The sequence below is a fragment of the Shewanella psychrotolerans genome (assembly GCF_019457595.1).
Taxonomy (GTDB): Bacteria; Pseudomonadota; Gammaproteobacteria; order Enterobacterales; family Shewanellaceae; genus Shewanella; species Shewanella psychrotolerans.
This window is the reverse complement of the sequence record NZ_CP080419.1, coordinates 817,310-838,193: the sequence shown is the minus strand read 5'-3', so window position 1 is coordinate 838,193 and position 20,884 is coordinate 817,310. Positions and strand designations below refer to the sequence as shown.

Genomic DNA, 20,884 nt, shown 5'->3' with positions numbered 1-20,884 from the left:
TAACATTATGAAGCAATTGCCTATTCAACACAGCAATTATCCCAAGTTGAATTGAGAAATGTCATTGGAGAACACAATAGTGAACGATTAATGGTTAGTATCATCTAATTCATACGAGGTCATTTACATCAGCCTTAAATACAACATTGATAACCCATTATTGCGGCAATAAAACAACGAGAATTGAAATAGCATCAGCTTAAGGTCAACAGTCTGTGACTGAAGATTAATTGCATAAATCTAGGCAATGTAGTATTTGTTTAAAATCTAATATTTATAGTAGTTTACTCATGACCCAATCACTGCTTATCATCTGCCTCTATATCGCGATATTTATTTTCGGTCAGCGTCTGCTCAACAATTGGGTGAATAAACTAGCACAGTTAAAACAGGTCTCTCAAACCCGCTCTAAACTGGTCACCCAATATATCAGCTACCTGTTTTTTGCCACTATGACTTGCTTAATGATAGTGTCTCTGGGCATCGAATATCAGCAAGTATCTCTGTTTATCTCCTCAATATTTGCCGTGTTAGGCGTCGCATTAGTCGCGCAGTGGTCAATACTCAGTAATATCACTGCGGGTATACTAATTTTTTTCGTATTTCCCTACCGTATTGGCGACAAGATTAAGATCATCGATAAAGATGAAGATGTAAGCGGCGTTATTGCAGAAATAAGCCTGTTTCACGTGCTGATCGAGCGAGAAGACAATGTTGTTATTACCTACCCGAATAATTTGATGTTACAAAAAGGGGTACTAAAGTTATCTCACAAAACCCCGAAGGCTATCTCCATTGATGAGCATAAAGACCATACCCAGCAGCAAAGCGATTAACTAGAGGTATAAGCATGATAACAACCTTACTCTACAATCCCAAAGACGACACTTTAGTCAAGGGAGGTGAATCGGCAATCGCTACTTGGCAACAGAGCGAAGACAGCATTTTATGGCTTAATATCGAGGGGGAATTAACTGCATCGCTGCAACAACAATTACAGCAAACCTTTGGCTTACACCCATTGGCGCTTCAAGATGCGTCTAGAGATAGACATCCGCCCAAAATCGAAGATTTCAATGATCACACCTTTATCATTTTAAGAGGCTTGTCTGCAGATTCTGAATCGATAGACTGCAATAACATTCTGCTGGCGATGTTTGTCAGCGAACGTTTCATCATTACCCGTCATTTAGATCGCTCGTTAAGCATTGAACGTACGATGACAGCGCTCGAATCAGGCTCGCTTTCCTTGAGCGCTGGCACCGGAGCGATAGCGCTCAAAATAAGCCGCTTTGTCATTAAGCGTTATCACAAAATCTTGTTTGACCTTGAAGTTCGCCTCGAAGAACTCGAATCGGTCATGCTGACCACAGCCGATGACAAAGTGCTCGCCGAAGTGGTGCTTTATAAAACTGATCTCACGCGATTACGACGTAATTTTCACTATCACGTAGAGTTATTTAACACATTACGCGACGAACAGTTTGCGCCATTTGACAGTCGTTTAGCCCATGAAATTAACGATGTGTGTGAGCATCAACACCGTGCCGCCAGCCTCGCGGATCTCTTCTATCAGGTATCTAGCGATCTTATAGATGGTTATATCTCTATTAGCGCCCACCGACTAAACAACATAATGAAAGTGCTCACCATTATCACCGCTATCTTTGTCCCATTAACCTTTATCGCGGGCATTTATGGAATGAACTTTGAATACATTCCAGAGCTAAAACATCACAATGGCTATTTCATCGTATGGGGAGTCATGTTGACCATCACTGCGGTATTAATCTGGCTATTTAGAAAGAGAAAGTGGATTTGATTTGATAACGCAATAAATAGGCGAACCTTAGTTCGCCTATTTATTATGCTTCAAACCTACGAGCTGGCTTGATGTTATCCATAAACTAACGCAGGACTCGATGGAAAAAGGCCACCGCTTGCTGATAGATCTGTAACGCCAACGCTGGGTCGTACCTGTCTCCTTCATCACGCATAAATGCATGCTGTGCATTCACCTCATGCCAACTGAACGTTCGCCCAGTTTCTGTCAGTCTGTCGTAAATCAACTTACGCCCTTCACCAGACACGTGAGGGTCTTGCTTACCGAACACCAATACTAACTCCCCCTGGATATCGGCGGTTCTACTCAGAGAGTCATTACCACTATTGCACGGTAGCGTATTTGAATGGATGTCTGTGGGATAAAGACAAAATGCGCCAACCACATCACTATTTAACGCCGCTCGATAGGCCAAATGACCACCGATACATACGCCCATAGCACCGACCAGACTAGTACAAAATGATTGGCTTTGGGCAAATGCCACTAACGCTTGAGTATCAGTATCGTGATGCTCTAACCCTTTAGTAAATTTGTCCTCATTGCCTTTATCTTTACCTACGTCATCATAGGCAAGAACAGTACCGATAGGATTGAGTTCATGGAACACTTCTGGCACTAAGACCACAAAACCGTGTCCAGCCAGCATCGCTGCCGCTCTTGCTATAGGTTCGGTCTGTTGAAATATTTCGGAATAGAAAATGATTGTAGAAAACTGCCCCTCAGCATCAGGGCGATAGAGATAACATCTCATTGTCCCTGTAGGGGTATCGATATCGTGAACGTCCTGCTTAACCATCATACTCACGCCCTCAGGCTAATAAATTTGACTATAAGTTATCAGCCAAAGAGATGAATGTCAGTTATCCTCGCAAATTAAATAAACCAACGCTTTATTAATGATAAAAACTGAGCTAAAACCCAAGGTAAACTGGGATAACTAGTGATTATAGCTATCCCATTGGTATCACCACAGCGCTTTTATTCCTCCTGCTTAATAGAGCTGGTTTGGACACGCTTCGCCATTAAGTAACTGTTTGATGTTGCTCAAGCTAGTATGGGCAATAGCGCCTAGCGCTTCTTCTGTAAGGAAGGCTTGGTGACCAGTAAATATGACATTATGGCAAGCCGATAAACGTCTAAATACATCATCATGAATGATCTCATTTGACTTATCTTCGAAAAATAACTCTTTTTCATTTTCATATACATCTAAGCCCAATGAACCAATTTGGCCCACTTTCAATGCTTCCATTGCGTCGATAGCGTTAAGTAATCCACCGCGACTGGTATTAATGACCATCACTTTCGGTTTCATCTTAGCAAAGCTCTCTTTATTCAACAGATGATGATTATCTTCGGTCAGCGGACAATGCAAACTAATGATGTCACATTGTGGATATAGCTCATCTAACGAACAATATTCGACGCCTAAATCGAGCACGGTTTGATTTTGATAAGGATCATATGCAACGACTTTACAGCCAAAACCGAGCAATATCTTTATGGTTGCAACCCCAATTTTACCGGTTCCAATAACACCAACTGTGCGGCCATACATATTAAAACCAACCAATCCTTCGAGAGAGAAATTTGCATCTCGGGTGCGCTGATAGGCCTTATGTACCTTACGATTAAGGGTTAACATCAAGGCGATAGTATGTTCCGCGACAGATTCTGGAGAGTAAGCAGGCACATTGACAACTTTTAGACCTAAGCGTTTTGCGGCAACTAAATCGACATTATTAAAACCGGCACAACGCATCGCAATGATTTTGGTGCCATTTTTAACTAACTCAACCAGCACTTCCTCACATAAAGAGTCATTTACAAAGGCGCAAATCACCTCATAACCCAGTGCCAATTTTACCGTTTTCATGCATAAGCGAGAATCAAAGTATTCAATATGGGCACCAAAGGCACTATTAGTGCGATTGAAATGTTCCATGTCATAGTATTTAGCACTAAAAAAACCTATTTTCATTTGTCGTTACCTAATGTTGTCTTTGCATTGTATTAAGCAGCGCTCAATACCCAATTGAATATATCTGTCGTTTAACAACGAATATGACCACAATATCTAAACTATGCCTTAGTATAACCAAGCATTATTGGCTATTGAACAATTGTCCACATCAGAGCTCAAAGTGAACAGACAAGTGCAGTCTAAAGCACAGTTTACAGAATAACAGCGCAGCGATCTCTGTCGCTAAATGTCTTTTCGAGTATTTCCTGATAAGCTGAGCCTAAATTTACCCACTTTACGAATCATATGGGACGAAAGCAGATCTCCGAAAAACAGTTTTGGGTGCAGCGACTCAGTAAAACCAGCTTAAGAGCCTTACATATTTTAGGTGTTGTTGGTGCGGGCGGAGGTATTTTATTAAGCGTACCTATGGCTGATTGGGCCCTTTATTGGATTATCGCGATGGTATCTGGCTCAATGTTAATGCTATGGGAAATATTTCGTGATTGGCGCTGGTTAATTCAACTTAAGGGCGCATTAACGATAATGAAGCTTGGACTGTTAAGCTTGTTCATTCCCCTCGCTAATTACAAACCTGAGCTGTTGATAACCATCATATTGTTATCTGTGGTGGTTTCTCATGGACCAGCAGGTCTGCGCCACTATTCGATTATTCATAGGCGACGTATCGATGGAAAAAAAGAGATTAAAGGATAACGCGTCAAAGTTACTGACTAACCATCTTGATTTGTTAAACATCAATAGCAATAGTCAAGTACTTGATTTGGCCTGTGGTAGTGGCCGTAATGGCTTATGGCTAGCCGAACTAGGAGCTAATGTCACTTTTGTCGATAGAGACCTAAGTGCGCTTAGTGACACCCCAACACATTGTCATACAGTCGAATTTAATCTAGAAACAGGCCAAACTCTCCCTCTCGCACAGCAATTTGATATCATCATCGTGTTTAATTACTTACACAGGCCGATATTCGAGTCACTAAAGCAGATGCTCAAACCCGGCGGTTTTTTGGTATATGAAACCTTTATCACCACTCAAGCAGAGTATGGTCGGCCGAAAAATCCTGATTTTTTGTTACGCGATAATGAACTTTTAGATGAGTTCAATGATTTTGCTGCTTTGCACTATTTCCAAGGTAATGTAGGCTGTGAAGATGACCCTTGCTTTAAGGCACAATTGATTGCCCAAAAGCCAAACAATTAAAAGCCAGTCACCTAAAAGCTACTCAATGACAAGCAAGGTTAGGCTTCATCTAAATACAGCATAAGGATATCCACATGTTTCCCTACCCTGAACAGTATCGACTCGCAGCACCGCCGCTGATAACCGCATTTATGGTGGTATGGTCGTTATTGTCTCGGGCATTGCTTGGTGATGCGAGTCCTATTGGTTTCTACCCACTATTCATGCTGTTCCCACTGGTAATTTTACTTCACGGTCATTTGATATGGACGGCAAAAGGAATGGAGCGATTAGATCAAGCCATCTATGCCTTCATTCACCTCTCGCTGGCATTCGTTGTTTGGACTTTTGCCATCATGCATGTCAATGGCCACAGCCTGTAAAGCTCGACTAACTTAACTCGTTTTCCTTGCTCGCAACTAAGGTAAAAGGTATCTTTGCTGCCGCTTAAAAATGACGAATAGACTATGACCGATTTTGTATACGCCCCACCCACTTCGCCATGGCTAGAGGTGGTTCATCAAGATAAAGACATTATTGTCCTTAACAAGCCATCGGGACTACTCTCAGTCCCTGGCCGCGATCCCAATTATCACGATAGTATCTACTCACGAGTCCTCAGTGAGCACCCGAATGCTCAGATAGTTCACCGTTTAGATATGGCGACTTCAGGGATCATAGTCATCGCTCTTAGACGCAGTGCCGAACGGGAACTCAAACGTCAATTTAGAGATAGAGAGACTGAAAAAACCTATTACGCTAGAGTCGCTGGACACCTAAAATCGCAGTTCGGGACAGTCGTTCTTCCGCTGATTTGCGATTGGCCTAATCGTCCAAAACAAAAAGTCGATCACAAAATTGGTAAACCTTCGACCACCCATTTTGAAGTCGTTAGTAGGGCCAAGCGTTCAACCTTAGTCAAGCTGACACCAATCACTGGTCGCTCTCATCAGCTTAGAGTGCATATGATGGCGCTTGGCCACCCGATCCTCGGCGATAATTTTTATGCCGACGCCTTAGCTAAACGTCTAGCACCGCGTTTATTGCTGCACGCTCAATCACTGACAATAAAACACCCATACAGTGGTGAGGTCATGACGTTTTCGACAAAAATCCCCTTTGTTGACGTGACAGAGCAGCAGTAACTTCGCATTATTGATATCGCCGTCTATAGACGGCTTTTATTAGCCTATCCAGCTACAGGATGCTGGTCGCATTAAATCGGCATAATAAGCGGTTAGCATTAACCCAAATGATGTTATAGCCAGCTTTAAACACAAAAAGTTAGCCGTTTAACAAAAAATACCGTAAATTAATTAACAATATTAGTCATTATGCGGTATCTATTGATGGATAACTCATTTCAACGCGATCAACTCGACAATCAAATTCTTTCAGCCTTAATGGAAGAAGCTAGAACCCCGTTTGCCGAATTAGCCAAACGATTTGGTGTCAGTGCTGGGACGATACATGTGCGCGTAGAGAAGATGAAACAAGCTGGAATTATCACTGGCGCACAGATCACTGTTAACCCAAAAGCATTAGGCTATGACGTTTGCTGTTTTATAGGTATCAACCTCAAAAGTGCTGGCGACTACCCTGCTGCTATCGCAAAACTGAACGCCCTAGAAGAGGTCACCGAAGCTTACTACACCACGGGCAACTACAGTATTTTTGTCAAAGTCATGTGTCAATCGATTGATGGCTTACAACACGTCTTAATCAACAGGATTCAATCTATCGATGAGATTCAATCAACCGAAACGCTGATCAGTTTACAAAACCCCATTGTTAGAGCAGTAAAGCCTTAAGTGGAATAATTAAAAGGCAACCCATATAAAAGAAAAAGGCTAACGTTCGTTTAATGCCGATCAGTTAATGCCAATATGATCGGTTGACTGATCTTTAAAAGCCGTCAAAATCCAGTACAGACTCTTGTTTGTACTGGATTTTTTAATGGAACTTTCTGAAGCTTTAGCGCGTACTTCTATCAATCGACCTACTGAGTTCACCAATCTTGGGGAGCTTCTTTGTCCAGAGCTTATTCAAAACTGTTTACAATCCAATGGTGTAGCCACGCTTCGTAAGCGAAAATTACCTATGGAGTCTATGATTTGGGCTGTTATCGGCATGGCTTTATTTCGGGGGGAGTCCGTTAGGCAACTGATTAATAAACTGGATATTATCCTCCCAAATAAGGTCGATTATGTTGCTCGAAGTGCTGTCACTCAGGCAAGAAAGAAATTGGGCAGTGACGTTGTAAAAGATATTTTTCGACAGACTCAAAAGAGATGGAACATGCTGGCTGAGCATCCACAATGGTGCGGCCTTAATCTTTATGGCGTGGACGGTGTCGTCTGGAGAACCCCTGATACACCTGAAAACGATAGCGCCTTTTCTCGCACGAGCAACCAATCGAGTAATGCTTCCTATCCTCAAGTTCGCATGGTGTGTCTAATGGAACTCAGTAGTCATCTGTTAGTCGACTCATCTTTTGGGAGTGTAGCTGAAAATGAAATGGCATTAGCCGCTAATCTCATCAACAATACGCCGGATAACAGTTTAACCCTGTTCGACCGGGGCTTTTACTCGTTGGGGTTATTACATGACTGGTCACAAGCTGGCAGTAATAGACATTGGTTAATGCCATTGAAGAAGAATACACAATATGAAGTGGTACGTTCTTTAGGGCGACAAGATAAGCTTATCAGGCTAACCACAACCCCTCAATCTAGAAAGAAAAGGCCTGATTTACCTGAGTTTATGGAAGCACGTTTACTCACTAAAACAGTGAAAGGAAAAACGCTGCAAATCATCACTTCACTCACAGAGCCAATGCGTTATCCATCAGGTGAAATCGTTGATTTATATGCACATCGATGGGAGATAGAGTTGGGGTACAGAGAGATGAAGCAGTATATGCTTGAAACTCGGTTTACACTCAGAAGTCAGCTTCCGGAATTAATTAGGCAGGAGTTGTGGGGAGTCCTTCTTGCGTATAACTTGCTGAGATATAAGATGGTATTGATGGCACACTCATTAAAAGGGGTCTTCCCTAACCAATTGAGTTTTAGAGAAGCGTCGTCGCATATTATTTTTAAACTATCCCAACTTCCTAGCATATCTCCCGGCAATATTCCTAAGGTAATCTTTGATATAGAAAAAAATGCAAAACAGTTTGTTTTAGAAGGAAAGAGGGAGCGTAGTTATCCTAGAGTGTTGAAGTGTTCGAAGGACCGATATCCCATAAAAAAGAAAGCCGTTCACGTTAAGTGAACGGCATTAAACGTTCGTTAGCCTTTTTTATTACTTCACAAATATATTAAGCTTTAAATTTGCGACGCATCCATACAAATGGCAATAACATCAAAGTCATCCATCCAGCAGCACCACCATTATCGGCTTTAATAGATTCAGCAATTGAAACATGAGTCGTTGCGACATCAGAGTTACCATTGCTATCAGACACTGTTAACTCAAAAGATAATATCATTCCTTTGCTGTCAACTTCTGGAGCCTCGAATGTAAACGATGCAGCAGACTTATCAATTTGAACAGGTGTGCCACCTGTTTGTACCCACTGATACTTTAATGCATCATCGTTGCCATCAAAAGATGAAGATCCATCAACAGTAATACTTTGACCCTCATATCCTGTAGCTGGAGAGCTAGCGATAGCAACTGGCGCAACTTCAGCGACACCAAACTTAAAGGTCTCTTCTATAGCGTCACCATTACGCTCATTAGTAAGCTTGAGCGCATAAGGATAACCAGCTTTAGTTGGAACCAGGTCAAATCCTACTGACAAACTCTCACCAGAAGAGGCCTCTTGAACGACTGTCCAAGTAATAGTATTGCCTTCCATTACACCATCATGAGAAATATTAGCGACCTTATGACCAGCAGACATCTGAGCACTAAAACTATATTCTCTATCTTCATCGGTAAAGTTAGGCTCGACTTCAAAGCTAACACGACTTGCTTCACCAGCGACCATCGCATCAGACAAGTCTGTCACATGCGTTACATCAATGGTACGAACAATACTATACGGCAATTGAACCATAGCTGACTTATCACCAGACTCAAGAACAACTATACCAGCAGAGTTTTTGTCGGTATCCCAGTTAAACGTCAGGTTAAACTTACCATCGGCTTCATCAACCACAACTGCAACATCATCACTTTTTGACTCATCATTAGCCAATACCGAAGTGACTCTTACAGTAACATCGTCACTTCCGCCCGGAGTCGATGCCTTATAACCGTCAACAACGATATAATAAACACCGGCTGGTAGATTAGTAAATGCAACCGCTTCATTAGAATCAGGGCCAGCACTGCTTCCAATCTGAACATAGTTAGCATCAAAAATGCGAAGGTCCACATCAGGTGCGGTTTCTGAAGAGGTAGAGAAAATAACATTACCTAAGTCATCAGGTAATTCAACACCAATGATTTCGTAATCATCCTCAGGTACACTCAATACCGTTGGTTCGATTAGATTCGACGTTTTATCATAGGCTCCAGCAGTAATATTACTTAGTTCATTAGAAGTAAAACCACTATAGGTAATACTCCCTTCTGAGCGAGAAGCGGTAATAGTTAAGCTATCTGGTAAGTTATCACCGTTAGACTTCACCGCAACAGGAAGCTTAACCTCTGGCATACCTTCAGAAGCGAGCTTGATATTAGCAAAGTTCCAACCTGCGCTTGCAGCAGAAACATCAGCTGTAACAGTAAGCTCTTGCGTTTCACCCGCCTTCAACTCAAAAGTACTAGGCGTTACGCTAAGCACTAAGCCATCGGTAGCACCTAAGCTACTTGCAGTCCACGCACCATCTTTAGTCGCCTTAACCGTTCTTGTCCAAGTACATTTCTCTACGCACTTAGCGTTCGCCATTGTTGCTAAGTTAATTTGAGAAGGTTGTCCACCTAAGCTTGGATCGGCTTTAACATAGTCAACATAGCTCTCATCCATCACTAAACCAGTTTTAGCTGCAGCCTCAACATTTGCATAGCCAGCGCCCATGTCAAAGAAATCTGATGGGGTTGTGCCATCATCTTTAAGGGTCGTTTGATTAGCTGTCATCATCAATGCAGACTGAACTTCAGCAGGAGTCCAATCAGGATGGATGCTTGCCAAAAGTGTCAAAGCTCCGGCGATATGAGGACTCGCCATTGATGTACCGCTTAGGAATGCGTAGTCACTTGGATCTGGAGAAGCTTTAAATGCATCAGACTGGTTATTAGCATAAGCAGCAAAAATACTAACTCCTGGTGCCGCAATTGAAGGAGCAATAACATCTGGTACTGATTTGTTAGGTCCACGAGATGTAAACTCAGCAGCAATACGTGCTAGTTTGTCATCATGGATAACCTTTGTGCCGCTTATGGTCGCCTTGTGATCTGCACCACTCGCTAACCACGCTCGAAGCACATCACCTTGAGCAGCATCGATATGAATTGCAGGCAATACGTGAGCATCTGCAACAACAGAATCAGCACCACCGCTAACATTTGCCAAAACTAAAGCTGAGGCACCACCAGATTTAACATTACGACCTTTATCAACTCGTGCTATTGCACCACGATCACAAACAACGATGGTATCTGCGGCAAATGTATTCTCAGGGAAAGGCTCAAGACACTGTGCAGGATCATTATCTGGATCATTAGCATTTTCAAAATCACCAGCATAAACAATAGAACCAGCAAAGGCTCCAGTCATTGCTTTACCCGTTAGTGCTGCAGGAGCTGCGGTATCTCCGCCGGTAAATCCACTAATTTCCTTTTCAGAAAAATCACGGTCATGGGTGTAGGCTGCAACTGAAGTTAACCATGGAGCATCTCCTGGCGAACCAACAGTTTCAGGTCCTGGACCAGAGTTACCAGCAGACGTCGCGACATGTATGCCCGCTTTGCGTGCAGAGAGGAACGCAAGAGCATCGGCATCATTCCAAGGATTACTTGAACCACCACCAATAGAATAGTTAAGTGCATCAACACCATGCTCAATTGCATGCTCAACAGCTAAAACCGTTAAAGATGGGAAGCAACCACCAAACCCAACATCATCATCTTCACCAGGAAGACAAACCTGATATGAAACAATATTTGCGTGAGGCGCTACACCAGACATTGAATCAAAAACCACGCCAGTATCGCCACCGTCAGCATCAGGAACATTCGTTCCAACTAGAATATTACCTGCTGTCGTGCTTGCGGTGTGTGAACCATGACCATTATGATCTTCACCATTAGCTGGGACATCAATATCATAATCAATATACTGATCGGTTATTGCTGGCCAACTATGAACACCAATCAACTTATCGTTACAAAGCTCTGGATAATCAACGGCACAATCCCCCGAATAGACACCGGGTCCCCAAGGGTTAGTATGGTCATAATTATCACCACCGATATCAGCAAATGATGGATGATCGCTATTAACGCCAGTATCGATAATACCAACGATCATGCCTTCACCCTTGCTCTCAACGCCAGTTGCATCTCCACTCCAAACTGCTGGCGCTTTGATGATTGCTGGACCAGCGTCAGTCATTGGCTTACGTAACACTTCTCGTTGAATCTGGGCAATTCCTGCAATGTTAGCAAGTTTGGCAGCTTCATTCTGAGTCATTTCAATGACCATACCGTTATAGGCCAGCGTCGTTCTCTGCTTAACGTCCAACTTACCTAATAAAGAACGCGCCTTAGATAAAACCGAATCTTGACGTGAAGTAAGCAAGGAACGGTAAGATGTTACATTTTTACTATTAATATCAAGTTTACGATTCTTATACTTAACCACTTCAGCGGAAGTCGCCTCATACCCTGGAATCCCTCCTTGATAGAGTGCTACAGGACTGTCAGTAAGGCGAACAAAATATCTATATTTCCCTTCCGGTAAATCATGTTCCGGTGAAAAAACAGCTCGATTACGTACTACCTGCTCCTGAGAGTAGGACTTAGAATCTACCTGAGGAATTAGATTTTTAACGTTGGCTGGCTTAGCTATAACAGCCGCAGAGGTTTGGATAGAACTTATTGAAGCTGCACTCGAAGACATGCTTAATAACGCAGTAGAGACTGCAATCGCGATTTTAGTTTTCACTTGTCAATTCCTTAACTTCTTATAGTATTTTTATTATGTCGGCTCTATCAACAGATAAAGCAGAACCTAATGCTCCCTTCCCAGAATAATCACTAGGTCAATACGACTTCGTCAGCACATTTATCTAACGAAGTACACCTTTTAACACGGAACGAACAAAAAAAACAAGACAGAAACAAAAGAAGTTTATTTGAAACAAGAGAACAATAAGAAAAGGGATGGCGGAAATTGTAAACCGTCATCTAAAAAACACGACATGAAGCGGAGGTAAAGCGATACTCACATAAATTACAAATAGTTAGACTTGGTTTTAAACCTCAAAAACATTGGTCATCACTTTATACAACTCGGTCCCTTGATAAACAGATGCTGACGCAAAATGTAAAATAGGAACACAATCTTGAGGTAAAGATAGTGGGGTGAGTACCTGTTCTGAGCCGTAATGATCTAACCGTAAAATGTTGGCAAGCGGTTGACCAGCCTCTAATGTTTGACCCACTTTAGCCAAGTACTCAACCATGCCACCGATGGGAGCATGATATTTTTTATAGTCCTTTAAGTAACAGCCAAACCTTTGCATATTAGCGGGTTCAACACGCTCACCTATAACGCCACGATGACTCAAATACGCCATAATCCCCTGGGCATCGACCAAAGCATCTTCTAGATCGATATGTTCCTGTGAACCGAGTTCCAAGGTAAATGCAGAGACTGGCACGGCAAACTTTCTGCCTTGCGTCTTAAGATGCTCACTAAGTTGCCACCATGGACAAAATATCGACTCATCCATTGCACCACCAAAATCATTAGGAATAAATAAAGTGTAAGGAATTGAAAACAGCTTCGCCGCTTCGGCATCGTATTCGGGGCAATAGAGGTGCTTACAGGACTTAGGTCCGGTATGTAGATCTAGAACAATATCTGCACCATGACCCATCAGCTGTAAATTCACTGCTTGATGGTGACCCGTGGTCACCCCCCAATCACTAACTAACCTCGAATGGCAACGCTCAATCAATAAAGTACGATAGTGCATAACTAACGCCTCATCATCTAAATGAGCATGCTGTTCATACCAAGTCGCCACATCGATATTATGATCTAAATACTCTCGGTTCCAATTAACGCCTGTAATAGGGTCGAAACGCCCTAAGGTAAACTCACCACTTTTTTGATTAATGCCTAAGGGGTTAGCCAAAGGCACCAAGGTTATGCGGCCCCGCACGTCGCTATCTTCCAGTAAGCGCATAAGCTGATAGATAACCGCATTGCCCTGTACCTCAGCGCCATGTACATTCGCTTGAATATAGACACTAGGTCCCGATATCGAATCAGGCTTAAACTGAAAAATAGGCAGTTCTAAATCTTGCCCTGTCGCCAATTCACCAATTTTAAGCATGGTTCGATTCGGTTTCATTACGCACCTTCAAACAAATTTTCATGTAGCGAACGAACAACTTGTGCCGCTTCAGATTCTGCTACCAAAACACACAAATTATGTGGACTAGCACCTTGACAGATCATGCGCACGTTATGGGGTTCTAGTACTTCAAATACCCGTCGGCAGACCCCTGGTGTGGAAGCGATTTTATTGCCAACAATAGCAACTAAGGCCAATTCATCCTCAACACGAACGCGGCAGTGCTGAGATAACTCCTGCAACAACGCCTCGCTGAGCAAGCTATTGCCAGCCGAATCTGAGCCGGTTTTATCTAATGTGAGCGACACATTCACTTCGGAAGTGGTGATCAAGTCGACACTAATTTTATGCCTAGCCAAAGTAGCAAAGGTTTCCGCTAAAAAGCCTTGGGCATGTAGCATCTGTAAACTATGAAGATTGAGTAATGTTTGATCTCGGCGCACGGCAACCGCGCGATAAATAGGTTCATCACTCACCTGATGACGGATCCAGGTTCCTCCGAGCTCAGGCTCTTTACTCGACCCCACAAAAACTTGAATTCTTTGTCTTACCGCAGGCAAGATTGTCGCAGGGTGTAACACTTTAGCACCAAAGGTTGCCATCTCTGCCGCCTCATTAAAGCTGATCTCGGCAATGGGTTTTGCATTCGGAGCCAAACGAGGATCGGTCGTATAGATACCTGCGACATCGGTCCAAATTTCTACCGCCGATGCCTTAAGCGCCTCGGCAAGTAAAGCTGCAGAATAGTCGCTACCGCCCCGCCCTAATGTTGTCGTTGCTCCCAGCTCATCAGCACCGATAAAGCCTTGGGTAACAATACGCTGACTAGCTAACAATGGCGCTAAATGTTCAGAACATAAGCTAGCTATCTGTTCTATTTGAGGTTCTGCACGACCAAAATGGCTGTCGGTACGCATTACTTGGCGAACATCAAAAGAGGATGCAGACTCACCTTTCTCACGCATTACGGCAGCAAAAAGGGCTGATGAACACTGCTCACCTTGAGACAACAGCTCATCCATCGTCGCCTTATTACGCTCTAGGCTAAGAGACTCACTTAACACCGCAATTCGGCTAAGCACAGTATCTAATCGAGCAGCAACATCACTCGGACGACCTAACTCATCGAGGATTTTATATTGAATCGATGCAATCTCTTTCAACAGTTGCTGACGTCGACAGTCCTCGAGTTGCTCTTGAGTAAGTTCAACCAGTAGGTTAGTTACACCACTGGAGGCACTGACAACAACGACACGCGTATCGGAACTGGCAAGAATAATATCAGCACAACGACTCATAGACTGATAATCAGCGACTGAAGTGCCACCGAATTTTGCAACAACAATAGACATTAGCTCACCTCAACTTGATTAATTGAGACAGGCATTAAAACTTGAATAGTTAACATGATTACGCTCCGAACTAACTTCGTTCGAAGAGCCTGGTGCAAAGATTACGCACCCCAAGACGGGAAACAGCGATCACCACCAGAAGCTCTCCACCAAAACAGGTGACAATCGACGGGATTCAGCCCTGACGACCGATAAGCAGATGAACCAAACAGATGCTTATCTCGGCGTTAATCTCCCTCATAAACCGTCATCAGAGTTTGGACTCTTCAAGCTTACTACCTAGTTAACGCTCCTCTTCTGTATCTCAATCAATAAAGATTAAGATGGACGAAAATTAGCAAACATATCTCTAACAAGTCAACGATTTTTATTCTATTTGAATAAGTTTCTCGTTCAACTCTGCAAATCCTGTCAACATTGTAAACAGCTAAGCCTTTAAGGATAAATATCTGGCAAACCGCTGACTAAACTCACCCGCGACGAAAAACACCCTAAGGACAGTTCGTCATAGTTAACTAAACAAGGAACCAGTTGCAGCTGATCTTGCTCTATATAATAGATAGCGTTTTGATTAAACACCCGACCTAAGGCGACCGCATCTATTTTATCCATAGTTATCGCCCAGCTTTTTTCCATATGGCTCTTGTCTGATGAACAGCCAACCACAGATCGGTAGGGATATTGTAGCTTCAATATATGCCGCTGAAGCTGCTTATCTAACAAACGATTCTGTGAGGGGAAGAGTATTTCACCTCTCGGATTATGAGCAGTAATTATTGCGAAGGATAATAAGGGAGAAAATGTTTGGGTTAATAGAAATTGTGTTTGCTGATAACAGTGCCAAAAATGATCAATCTCGGTACTCATCACTAAATCATTCCTAAATTAGACTCTGGAAATTATAGCAAAATAGCGCCCACTTACTATACCTGTGATATACATCACTTTATTAATTTTTATTAATTCACTAAATAACAATGACATAGAGAATTTTTAGTGACACAGATCAAATCTCAAAGCAAATTTGTTAACATTTCATTTGTTAACAAATGACTAAAACGAGTACAATAGCAGCTTGATTCACTTCCACTCATCTAACGATGAAATACTTTTTGTTACATCTTGCTCCTGAGGCAGTAGCACAAAGTTAGTCAGTTTCCTGTATAAAATGTAAGCTTAGGCTGTTTTAACATTTAAACTTGAAAATAGTTGATAGTTAAAGGAACTATTTCCTACTACAGTTAATCGAAGTGAATACAATTCGCGTAGCTTGTTATCAAGATACGCATACTTTACTAATCATGAAGTGTGTTGCTGTTTCAGGCCAGTTTTATGGAAACACCTACGTGAATCAGTAATGGTCAGCAAGACAAGATAGGCCACAGCACCATCAGGCGCTCATGGTTAGAACAGATTTAAACAAATATTAGGTAAATAAATATGCAAAACCCGCACATTCTGATCGTTGAAGATGAAGCCGTTACCCGGAACACGCTAAGAAGTATTTTCGAGGCTGAAGGATATGTGGTAACTGAAGCCAATGATGGCGCAGAAATGCATAAAGCAATGCAGGAAAATAAAATCAATCTAGTTGTTATGGATATCAACCTTCCAGGCAAGAATGGTCTTTTATTAGCTCGCGAACTCCGTGAAATCAATAATATCGGTCTAATCTTCCTAACGGGCCGTGATAACGAAGTTGATAAGATTCTAGGGCTTGAAATTGGTGCCGATGATTACATCACTAAGCCGTTCAATCCTCGAGAATTAACTATCCGAGCTCGTAACCTGCTAACTCGTGTAAATAGCACTGGCGCAGAAACAGAAGAGAAAAGCTCTGTTGAATACTACCGCTTCAATGGTTGGAGCTTAGAGATCAACAGCCGCTCATTGGTGAGCCCACAAGGCGAGTCATACAAGTTACCACGTAGTGAATTCCGCGCAATGCTGCACTTCGTTGAAAATCCAGGTAAAATTCTGACTCGTGCAGATTTATTAATGAAAATGACAGGTCGTGAGCTTAAGCCACATGATCGTACTGTAGATGTGACTATCCGTCGTATCCGTAAGCATTTTGAAAGCTTACCAGATACGCCAGAAATCATCGCGACCATTCACGGTGAAGGCTATCGTTTCTGCGGTAACTTAGAAGAAGCATAAATCACATCCAGCTAGCGCAAATGTGATTTGATTAAAAACCACGGTCTACAAACCGTGGTTTTTTTATGTTTTGAATTGCCTGTCCGGCAGGGAATATGCTGATACCTCTGCTCCACGGTGAGCTTGGCGACTGCCATATGCCTATGAACTAAAGAATAAGATTGTCAAACGAGCTTTTAGATAGGGATTGCATCAAATCCATATATGGACTTGATACAATCTGCGGGAGTCAACCGTTAATAAACACTCATTTTTTTCCGATAACAAAAAGCCCTGCCGCTTATTATCCCAAGCAACAGGGCTTTATTTTTGGCTAAGACTAAGCGCGATAGCCTAGTGTTTCAACTGCTTATCCAAGAAGTCAGCCAATGAACGATAAAGATGAGTTCTCACCTTCTCGCCGCGCATGGAGTGCTTAGAGCCTGGGTAATCGATCATTTGGAACAGCTTACCTTCATCTTGAAGCGCCTTGTAGACGCGAGTACTGTTTTCAAACAACACGTTATCATCAGCCATGCCGTGATACATCAACAGACCAGATTGATAATCTTTCACATAAGGTAATACGCTGCTGGCTTCATAACCTTTGGCATTGCTGTCGGGGTGTGAAAGATAACGTTCGGTGTAATGAGTGTCATACAGTGACCAATCAGTAACGGGTGCTCCAGAAATTGCCGCTTTAAAGTGGGTCGGCGCTTTGAACAGGCTCATCAATGCCATGTAACCACCATAGCTATGACCATAGATAGCAATATTGTCACCATCGACATAATTTAGGCTACGCAGAAAATCGACGCCCGCCTTTTGATCGTTCACCTCGGCTTCGCCCAGATGCTTATAGATCACATGCTCAAACTGAGTACCACGATGGGCAGAGCCGCGATTATCGAGCTGAAACACGATAAAGCCTTGCTGCAGTAGATACTGAGTAAAGTAATCTTGCTCGCTCCAGCTGTTAACCACCAACTGAGCATGAGGCCCACCGTACACACGCACCACAACGGGGTACTTTTTGGTTGCATCAAAGGAGGTGGGTTTAAATAGACGATATTGCAACGCCTGACCATCTTCGGCTTTTATCTGACCAAACTCAGGCAGTTGCCATTGACCGAAGAAGGAATAAAGCGGGTGAGCCTGATCGACTTTATTCTGCTCAACCCAAGCTAAATGCTCACCTTTGGCGCCATGCAAACTGATCTGTGGCGGCTGAGCTAGGCTATTAAAATAATCGAGATACACGGCTTGATTATCGGCAAATACCGGGCCATGCATACCACTTCGCTCGCTTACCTGCTCAACCTTGCCACCTTTTAACGCTACTCTGAACAAGTGCTTTTCGATGATGCTTGCTTTGCGACCAGTAAAATAAACCCAGCCGGCTTTTTCATCGATAAACTCCACTTCGTCGACAGCCCAATCACCACGGGTCAACTGTCTGATTAAGCGCCCCTGTAGATCAAAAAGATAAAGATGGTTGTAACCATCACGTTCCGACGCCCAGATCAACTCGGGCTGCTTTTTCAAAAAATGCAGATCGTTATTGAGATTAACCCACGCATCACTTTGTTCTCGTATGACAGTAACTGGCGCCTCATTATCTCTTAAGTCAGCAATACGTAGATCTAACGTCTGCTGATCGCGGCTTTGCCACTGAAACGATAACAGCTTGCTATTGGGTAGCCATTTTACTCTCGGCAGATAGATATCTTTGTCTTCACCGATATCGATCCACTTAACTTTGTTGTCATTAATGTTCACCACAGCAAGCTCGATGGTGACGTTATTTTTACCCGCATAGGGATAACGCTGTTCGGTGAGCTTAATACCATCGGCATAAATTTCGTTACGTGTCACCTGCTCGACACCCGACTCGTCAATACGGGTAAAGGCAATCGACGACTCATCGGGTGCCCACCAGTAGCCTGTCATGCGGTCCATCTCTTCTTGAGCGACAAACTCTGCCATACCATTTTTAATCGCCCCGCCACCATCGGTAGTTAGCGCGGTTAAGGTTTTCGTACTGAGATTTAAAACATAAAGATTTTGATCGCGAACAAAAGAGACAAAATTGCCTTTAGGAGAAAGCCTCGCATCAGTAGTAAAACCCTCACCCGTAGGCAGCTCGGCAACCTTACCATCGGCAATAGAGTAATAATAAAGCGCGCCAGATGCAGGAATTAAAATGGCCTTGCTATCATCAGCCCAAAAATATTCCATTATCCCGTCACCATAGATGCGCTGACGTTCGCGCCTCGCTTTCTCTTCATCCGAGAGTTCAGCACTTTTTAATCGATCGGCATTGAGTAAGATTTGCTGCTTCCCCGTAGCCACCTCCATCTGCCATAGGTCATAGAAGTATTGATCGTCACTGCGCCCGGCAAGATAGGTAACTAACTTGCCATCGGGTGAGAGCTTTAAGCCGCGAGGGCTAGTACCTGCGAGGGCTGGGGAAGCATAAAGCCGTTCGATGGTTAAAGGAGTGTTGCCGCCAACAGGCTGTTCTAAACCAACTTGAGAAGCGATCACAGATTGAGATAAAAGCATAGGCACCGCCATAAGGGCTGAACTTATCCATTTTTTAGTCATTATTATGTCCTGGATATAAAACGAATTCGATAAACCTGAGTAGCATACAGGCTCGAGCATTGTGCCTCAAACTAGCAAAAAACAAAAACCAACCACTTTGACACTGAAAAAACAGCAAAACTGGGGTAGAATCACCAACATAATTAAAACATATAATCTGGATCTGACCTTAAGCGTAAGCTTAACTCTCTATGTCATAGGAAATAACATGCAAACTCTGGCGCAAAACCTCAGTTCACAAGGGATAGAAGCCCCCTTATCTCAGCTTATTCTTACCCTAGCCGACACCTCGAAAGCGATTAGCTACGCCGTTCGTCGCGGTGCTTTAGCGGGTGTACTCGGTGCTACCGAGCAAGAAAATGTTCAAGGTGAAACCCAGAAAAAGTTAGATATCATCACCAACGACATGCTAAAAGATGCCTTAAAAGCCGACAGCACTGTGCGTGGTTTAGCCTCTGAAGAGGAAGATGATATCGTTGAGGTCGGCCAGAATGGCGATTACTTGGTGTGCTTCGATCCATTAGATGGCTCATCAAATATCGATATTAACTCACTTGTAGGCACGATTTTCTCAGTGCTTCCAGCACCAACAGGTGAATTAAGCGAGCAAAGTTTCCTACAATCAGGTCGCAACCAAGTTGCCGCAGGTTATGTGCTCTATGGTCCTTCAACTATGCTGGCATTAACCACAGGCCAAGGGGTGCAACTGTTTACCCTAAACCCTGAAACCAATGAATACCTGCTAACCGATGAAGCCATGTCAATCAGCAAAGACACAAGCGAATTTGCCATCAATATGTCAAACCAGCGCTTCTGGGAAGCCCCAATGCAAACCTACATTAGCGATCTGCTACTGGGTAAGATTGGCCCTCGCGAAAAATCATTCAACATGCGCTGGATTGCGGCCATGGTGGGCGATGTTCACCGTGTACTCTCTCGTGGCGGCTTATTTACCTACCCTACCGACAACAAGAACCCTGAGAAGCCATATAAGCTGCGTTTGATGTATGAGGCCAATCCTATGTCGTTCCTTGTAGAGCAAGCAGGCGGTAAAGCCTCGACGGGCTATGAGAACATTATGGATATCGCGCCGACCCACATCCACCAGCGTGCGGCGGTGATCTTAGGCTCTGCCAACGAAGTCGATGCCTGCCTTGAATACCACGGTGTTGATTACAGCGAAGAGCCGAGCCTGTAGGCGTTAGCCAATTGCCCGTGTCACTCGCAACAGAAAAA

17 protein-coding genes and 1 riboswitch are annotated in these 20,884 nt (G+C 43.3%); of the genes, 10 read left to right on the top strand and 7 right to left on the bottom strand.

Annotation, left to right across the window (positions count from 1 at the left end):
• The first annotated feature begins 290 nt into the window (after positions 1-290).
• Both K0I62_RS03695 and K0I62_RS03690 read left to right on the top strand, forming a co-directional pair.
• Positions 291-836 carry a mechanosensitive ion channel family protein gene (locus tag K0I62_RS03695; RefSeq protein ID WP_220070181.1) on the top strand — a complete coding sequence of 182 codons (546 nt, stop codon included), beginning with the start codon at positions 291-293 and terminating at the stop codon, positions 834-836.
• A 14-nt stretch (positions 837-850) separates the two neighbouring features.
• The gene (locus tag K0I62_RS03690; protein WP_220070180.1) at positions 851-1,822 is read left to right on the top strand and encodes a magnesium transporter CorA family protein; all 972 of its coding nucleotides are present in this window, start codon (positions 851-853) and stop codon (positions 1,820-1,822) included.
• Positions 1,823-1,907: 85 nt separating this feature from the next.
• Here K0I62_RS03690 and K0I62_RS03685 read toward each other — a convergent pair whose 3' ends face one another.
• Both K0I62_RS03685 and K0I62_RS03680 read right to left on the bottom strand, forming a co-directional pair.
• Positions 1,908-2,645, bottom strand: a complete 738-nt coding sequence (locus K0I62_RS03685; protein WP_220070179.1) for a dienelactone hydrolase family protein — start codon at positions 2,643-2,645, stop codon at positions 1,908-1,910.
• A gap of 192 nt (positions 2,646-2,837) precedes the next feature.
• A complete protein-coding gene (locus K0I62_RS03680) occupies positions 2,838-3,827 on the bottom strand; it encodes a 2-hydroxyacid dehydrogenase (RefSeq protein ID WP_220070178.1) in 990 nt (329 codons plus the stop codon).
• A gap of 288 nt (positions 3,828-4,115) precedes the next feature.
• Between K0I62_RS03680 and K0I62_RS03675 the strand changes: the two genes are divergently transcribed.
• The 6 genes from K0I62_RS03675 (at position 4,116) to K0I62_RS03650 (ending at position 8,286) form a co-directional block, all read left to right on the top strand.
• Entirely contained in the window at positions 4,116-4,526 is a 411-nt protein-coding gene (locus tag K0I62_RS03675) for a hypothetical protein (RefSeq protein WP_220070177.1), read from the top strand.
• A complete protein-coding gene (locus K0I62_RS03670) occupies positions 4,501-5,031 on the top strand; it encodes a class I SAM-dependent methyltransferase (protein ID WP_220070176.1) in 531 nt (176 codons plus the stop codon). Before K0I62_RS03675 ends, K0I62_RS03670 begins: the two co-directional genes overlap by 26 nt.
• Before the next feature lie 74 nt (positions 5,032-5,105).
• Positions 5,106-5,393, top strand: coding sequence for a hypothetical protein (locus K0I62_RS03665; protein WP_220070175.1), 288 nt, complete (start codon positions 5,106-5,108; stop codon positions 5,391-5,393).
• 84 nt (positions 5,394-5,477) lie between these two features.
• Positions 5,478-6,155, top strand: a complete 678-nt coding sequence (rluA, locus tag K0I62_RS03660; protein WP_220070174.1) for a bifunctional tRNA pseudouridine(32) synthase/23S rRNA pseudouridine(746) synthase RluA — start codon at positions 5,478-5,480, stop codon at positions 6,153-6,155.
• Between the two features lie 204 nt (positions 6,156-6,359).
• Positions 6,360-6,821, top strand: coding sequence for a transcriptional regulator AsnC (gene asnC / locus K0I62_RS03655; protein ID WP_220061902.1), 462 nt, complete (start codon positions 6,360-6,362; stop codon positions 6,819-6,821).
• Positions 6,822-6,966: 145 nt separating this feature from the next.
• Positions 6,967-8,286 (top strand): IS4 family transposase, encoded by a 1,320-nt coding sequence (locus K0I62_RS03650; protein WP_220068122.1) that lies wholly within the window; start codon positions 6,967-6,969, stop codon positions 8,284-8,286.
• A gap of 46 nt (positions 8,287-8,332) precedes the next feature.
• On the opposite strand, the gene K0I62_RS03645 is transcribed toward K0I62_RS03650, so the two are convergent.
• The 4 genes from K0I62_RS03645 to K0I62_RS03630 form a co-directional block, all read right to left on the bottom strand.
• Entirely contained in the window at positions 8,333-12,130 is a 3,798-nt protein-coding gene (locus K0I62_RS03645) for a S8 family serine peptidase (RefSeq protein ID WP_220070173.1), read from the bottom strand.
• Positions 12,131-12,440: 310 nt separating this feature from the next.
• Positions 12,441-13,547 carry a succinylglutamate desuccinylase/aspartoacylase family protein gene (locus tag K0I62_RS03640; RefSeq protein ID WP_220070172.1) on the bottom strand — a complete coding sequence of 369 codons (1,107 nt, stop codon included), beginning with the start codon at positions 13,545-13,547 and terminating at the stop codon, positions 12,441-12,443.
• Positions 13,547-14,902, bottom strand: coding sequence for a lysine-sensitive aspartokinase 3 (lysC, locus tag K0I62_RS03635; RefSeq protein WP_220070171.1), 1,356 nt, complete (start codon positions 14,900-14,902; stop codon positions 13,547-13,549). The genes K0I62_RS03640 and lysC overlap by 1 nt, the downstream gene beginning before the upstream one ends.
• A 131-nt stretch (positions 14,903-15,033) precedes the next feature.
• A riboswitch (Lysine riboswitch) is annotated at positions 15,034-15,207 on the bottom strand.
• Positions 15,208-15,337: 130 nt separating this feature from the next.
• Positions 15,338-15,769 (bottom strand): DUF3293 domain-containing protein, encoded by a 432-nt coding sequence (locus K0I62_RS03630; protein WP_220070170.1) that lies wholly within the window; start codon positions 15,767-15,769, stop codon positions 15,338-15,340.
• Between the two features lie 573 nt (positions 15,770-16,342).
• Here K0I62_RS03630 and arcA point away from each other — a divergent pair.
• Positions 16,343-17,062: a two-component system response regulator ArcA gene (gene arcA, locus K0I62_RS03625; protein WP_220061907.1), complete on the top strand. Its 720-nt coding sequence runs from the start codon at positions 16,343-16,345 to the stop codon at positions 17,060-17,062.
• A 333-nt stretch (positions 17,063-17,395) separates the two neighbouring features.
• On the opposite strand, the gene K0I62_RS03620 is transcribed toward arcA, so the two are convergent.
• Entirely contained in the window at positions 17,396-19,648 is a 2,253-nt protein-coding gene (locus tag K0I62_RS03620; protein ID WP_220070169.1) for a S9 family peptidase, read from the bottom strand.
• 208 nt (positions 19,649-19,856) lie between these two features.
• On the opposite strand from K0I62_RS03620, the gene K0I62_RS03615 reads away from it, so the two are divergent.
• Entirely contained in the window at positions 19,857-20,846 is a 990-nt protein-coding gene (locus K0I62_RS03615; protein WP_220070168.1) for a class 1 fructose-bisphosphatase, read from the top strand.
• Positions 20,847-20,884 lie beyond the last annotated feature (38 nt).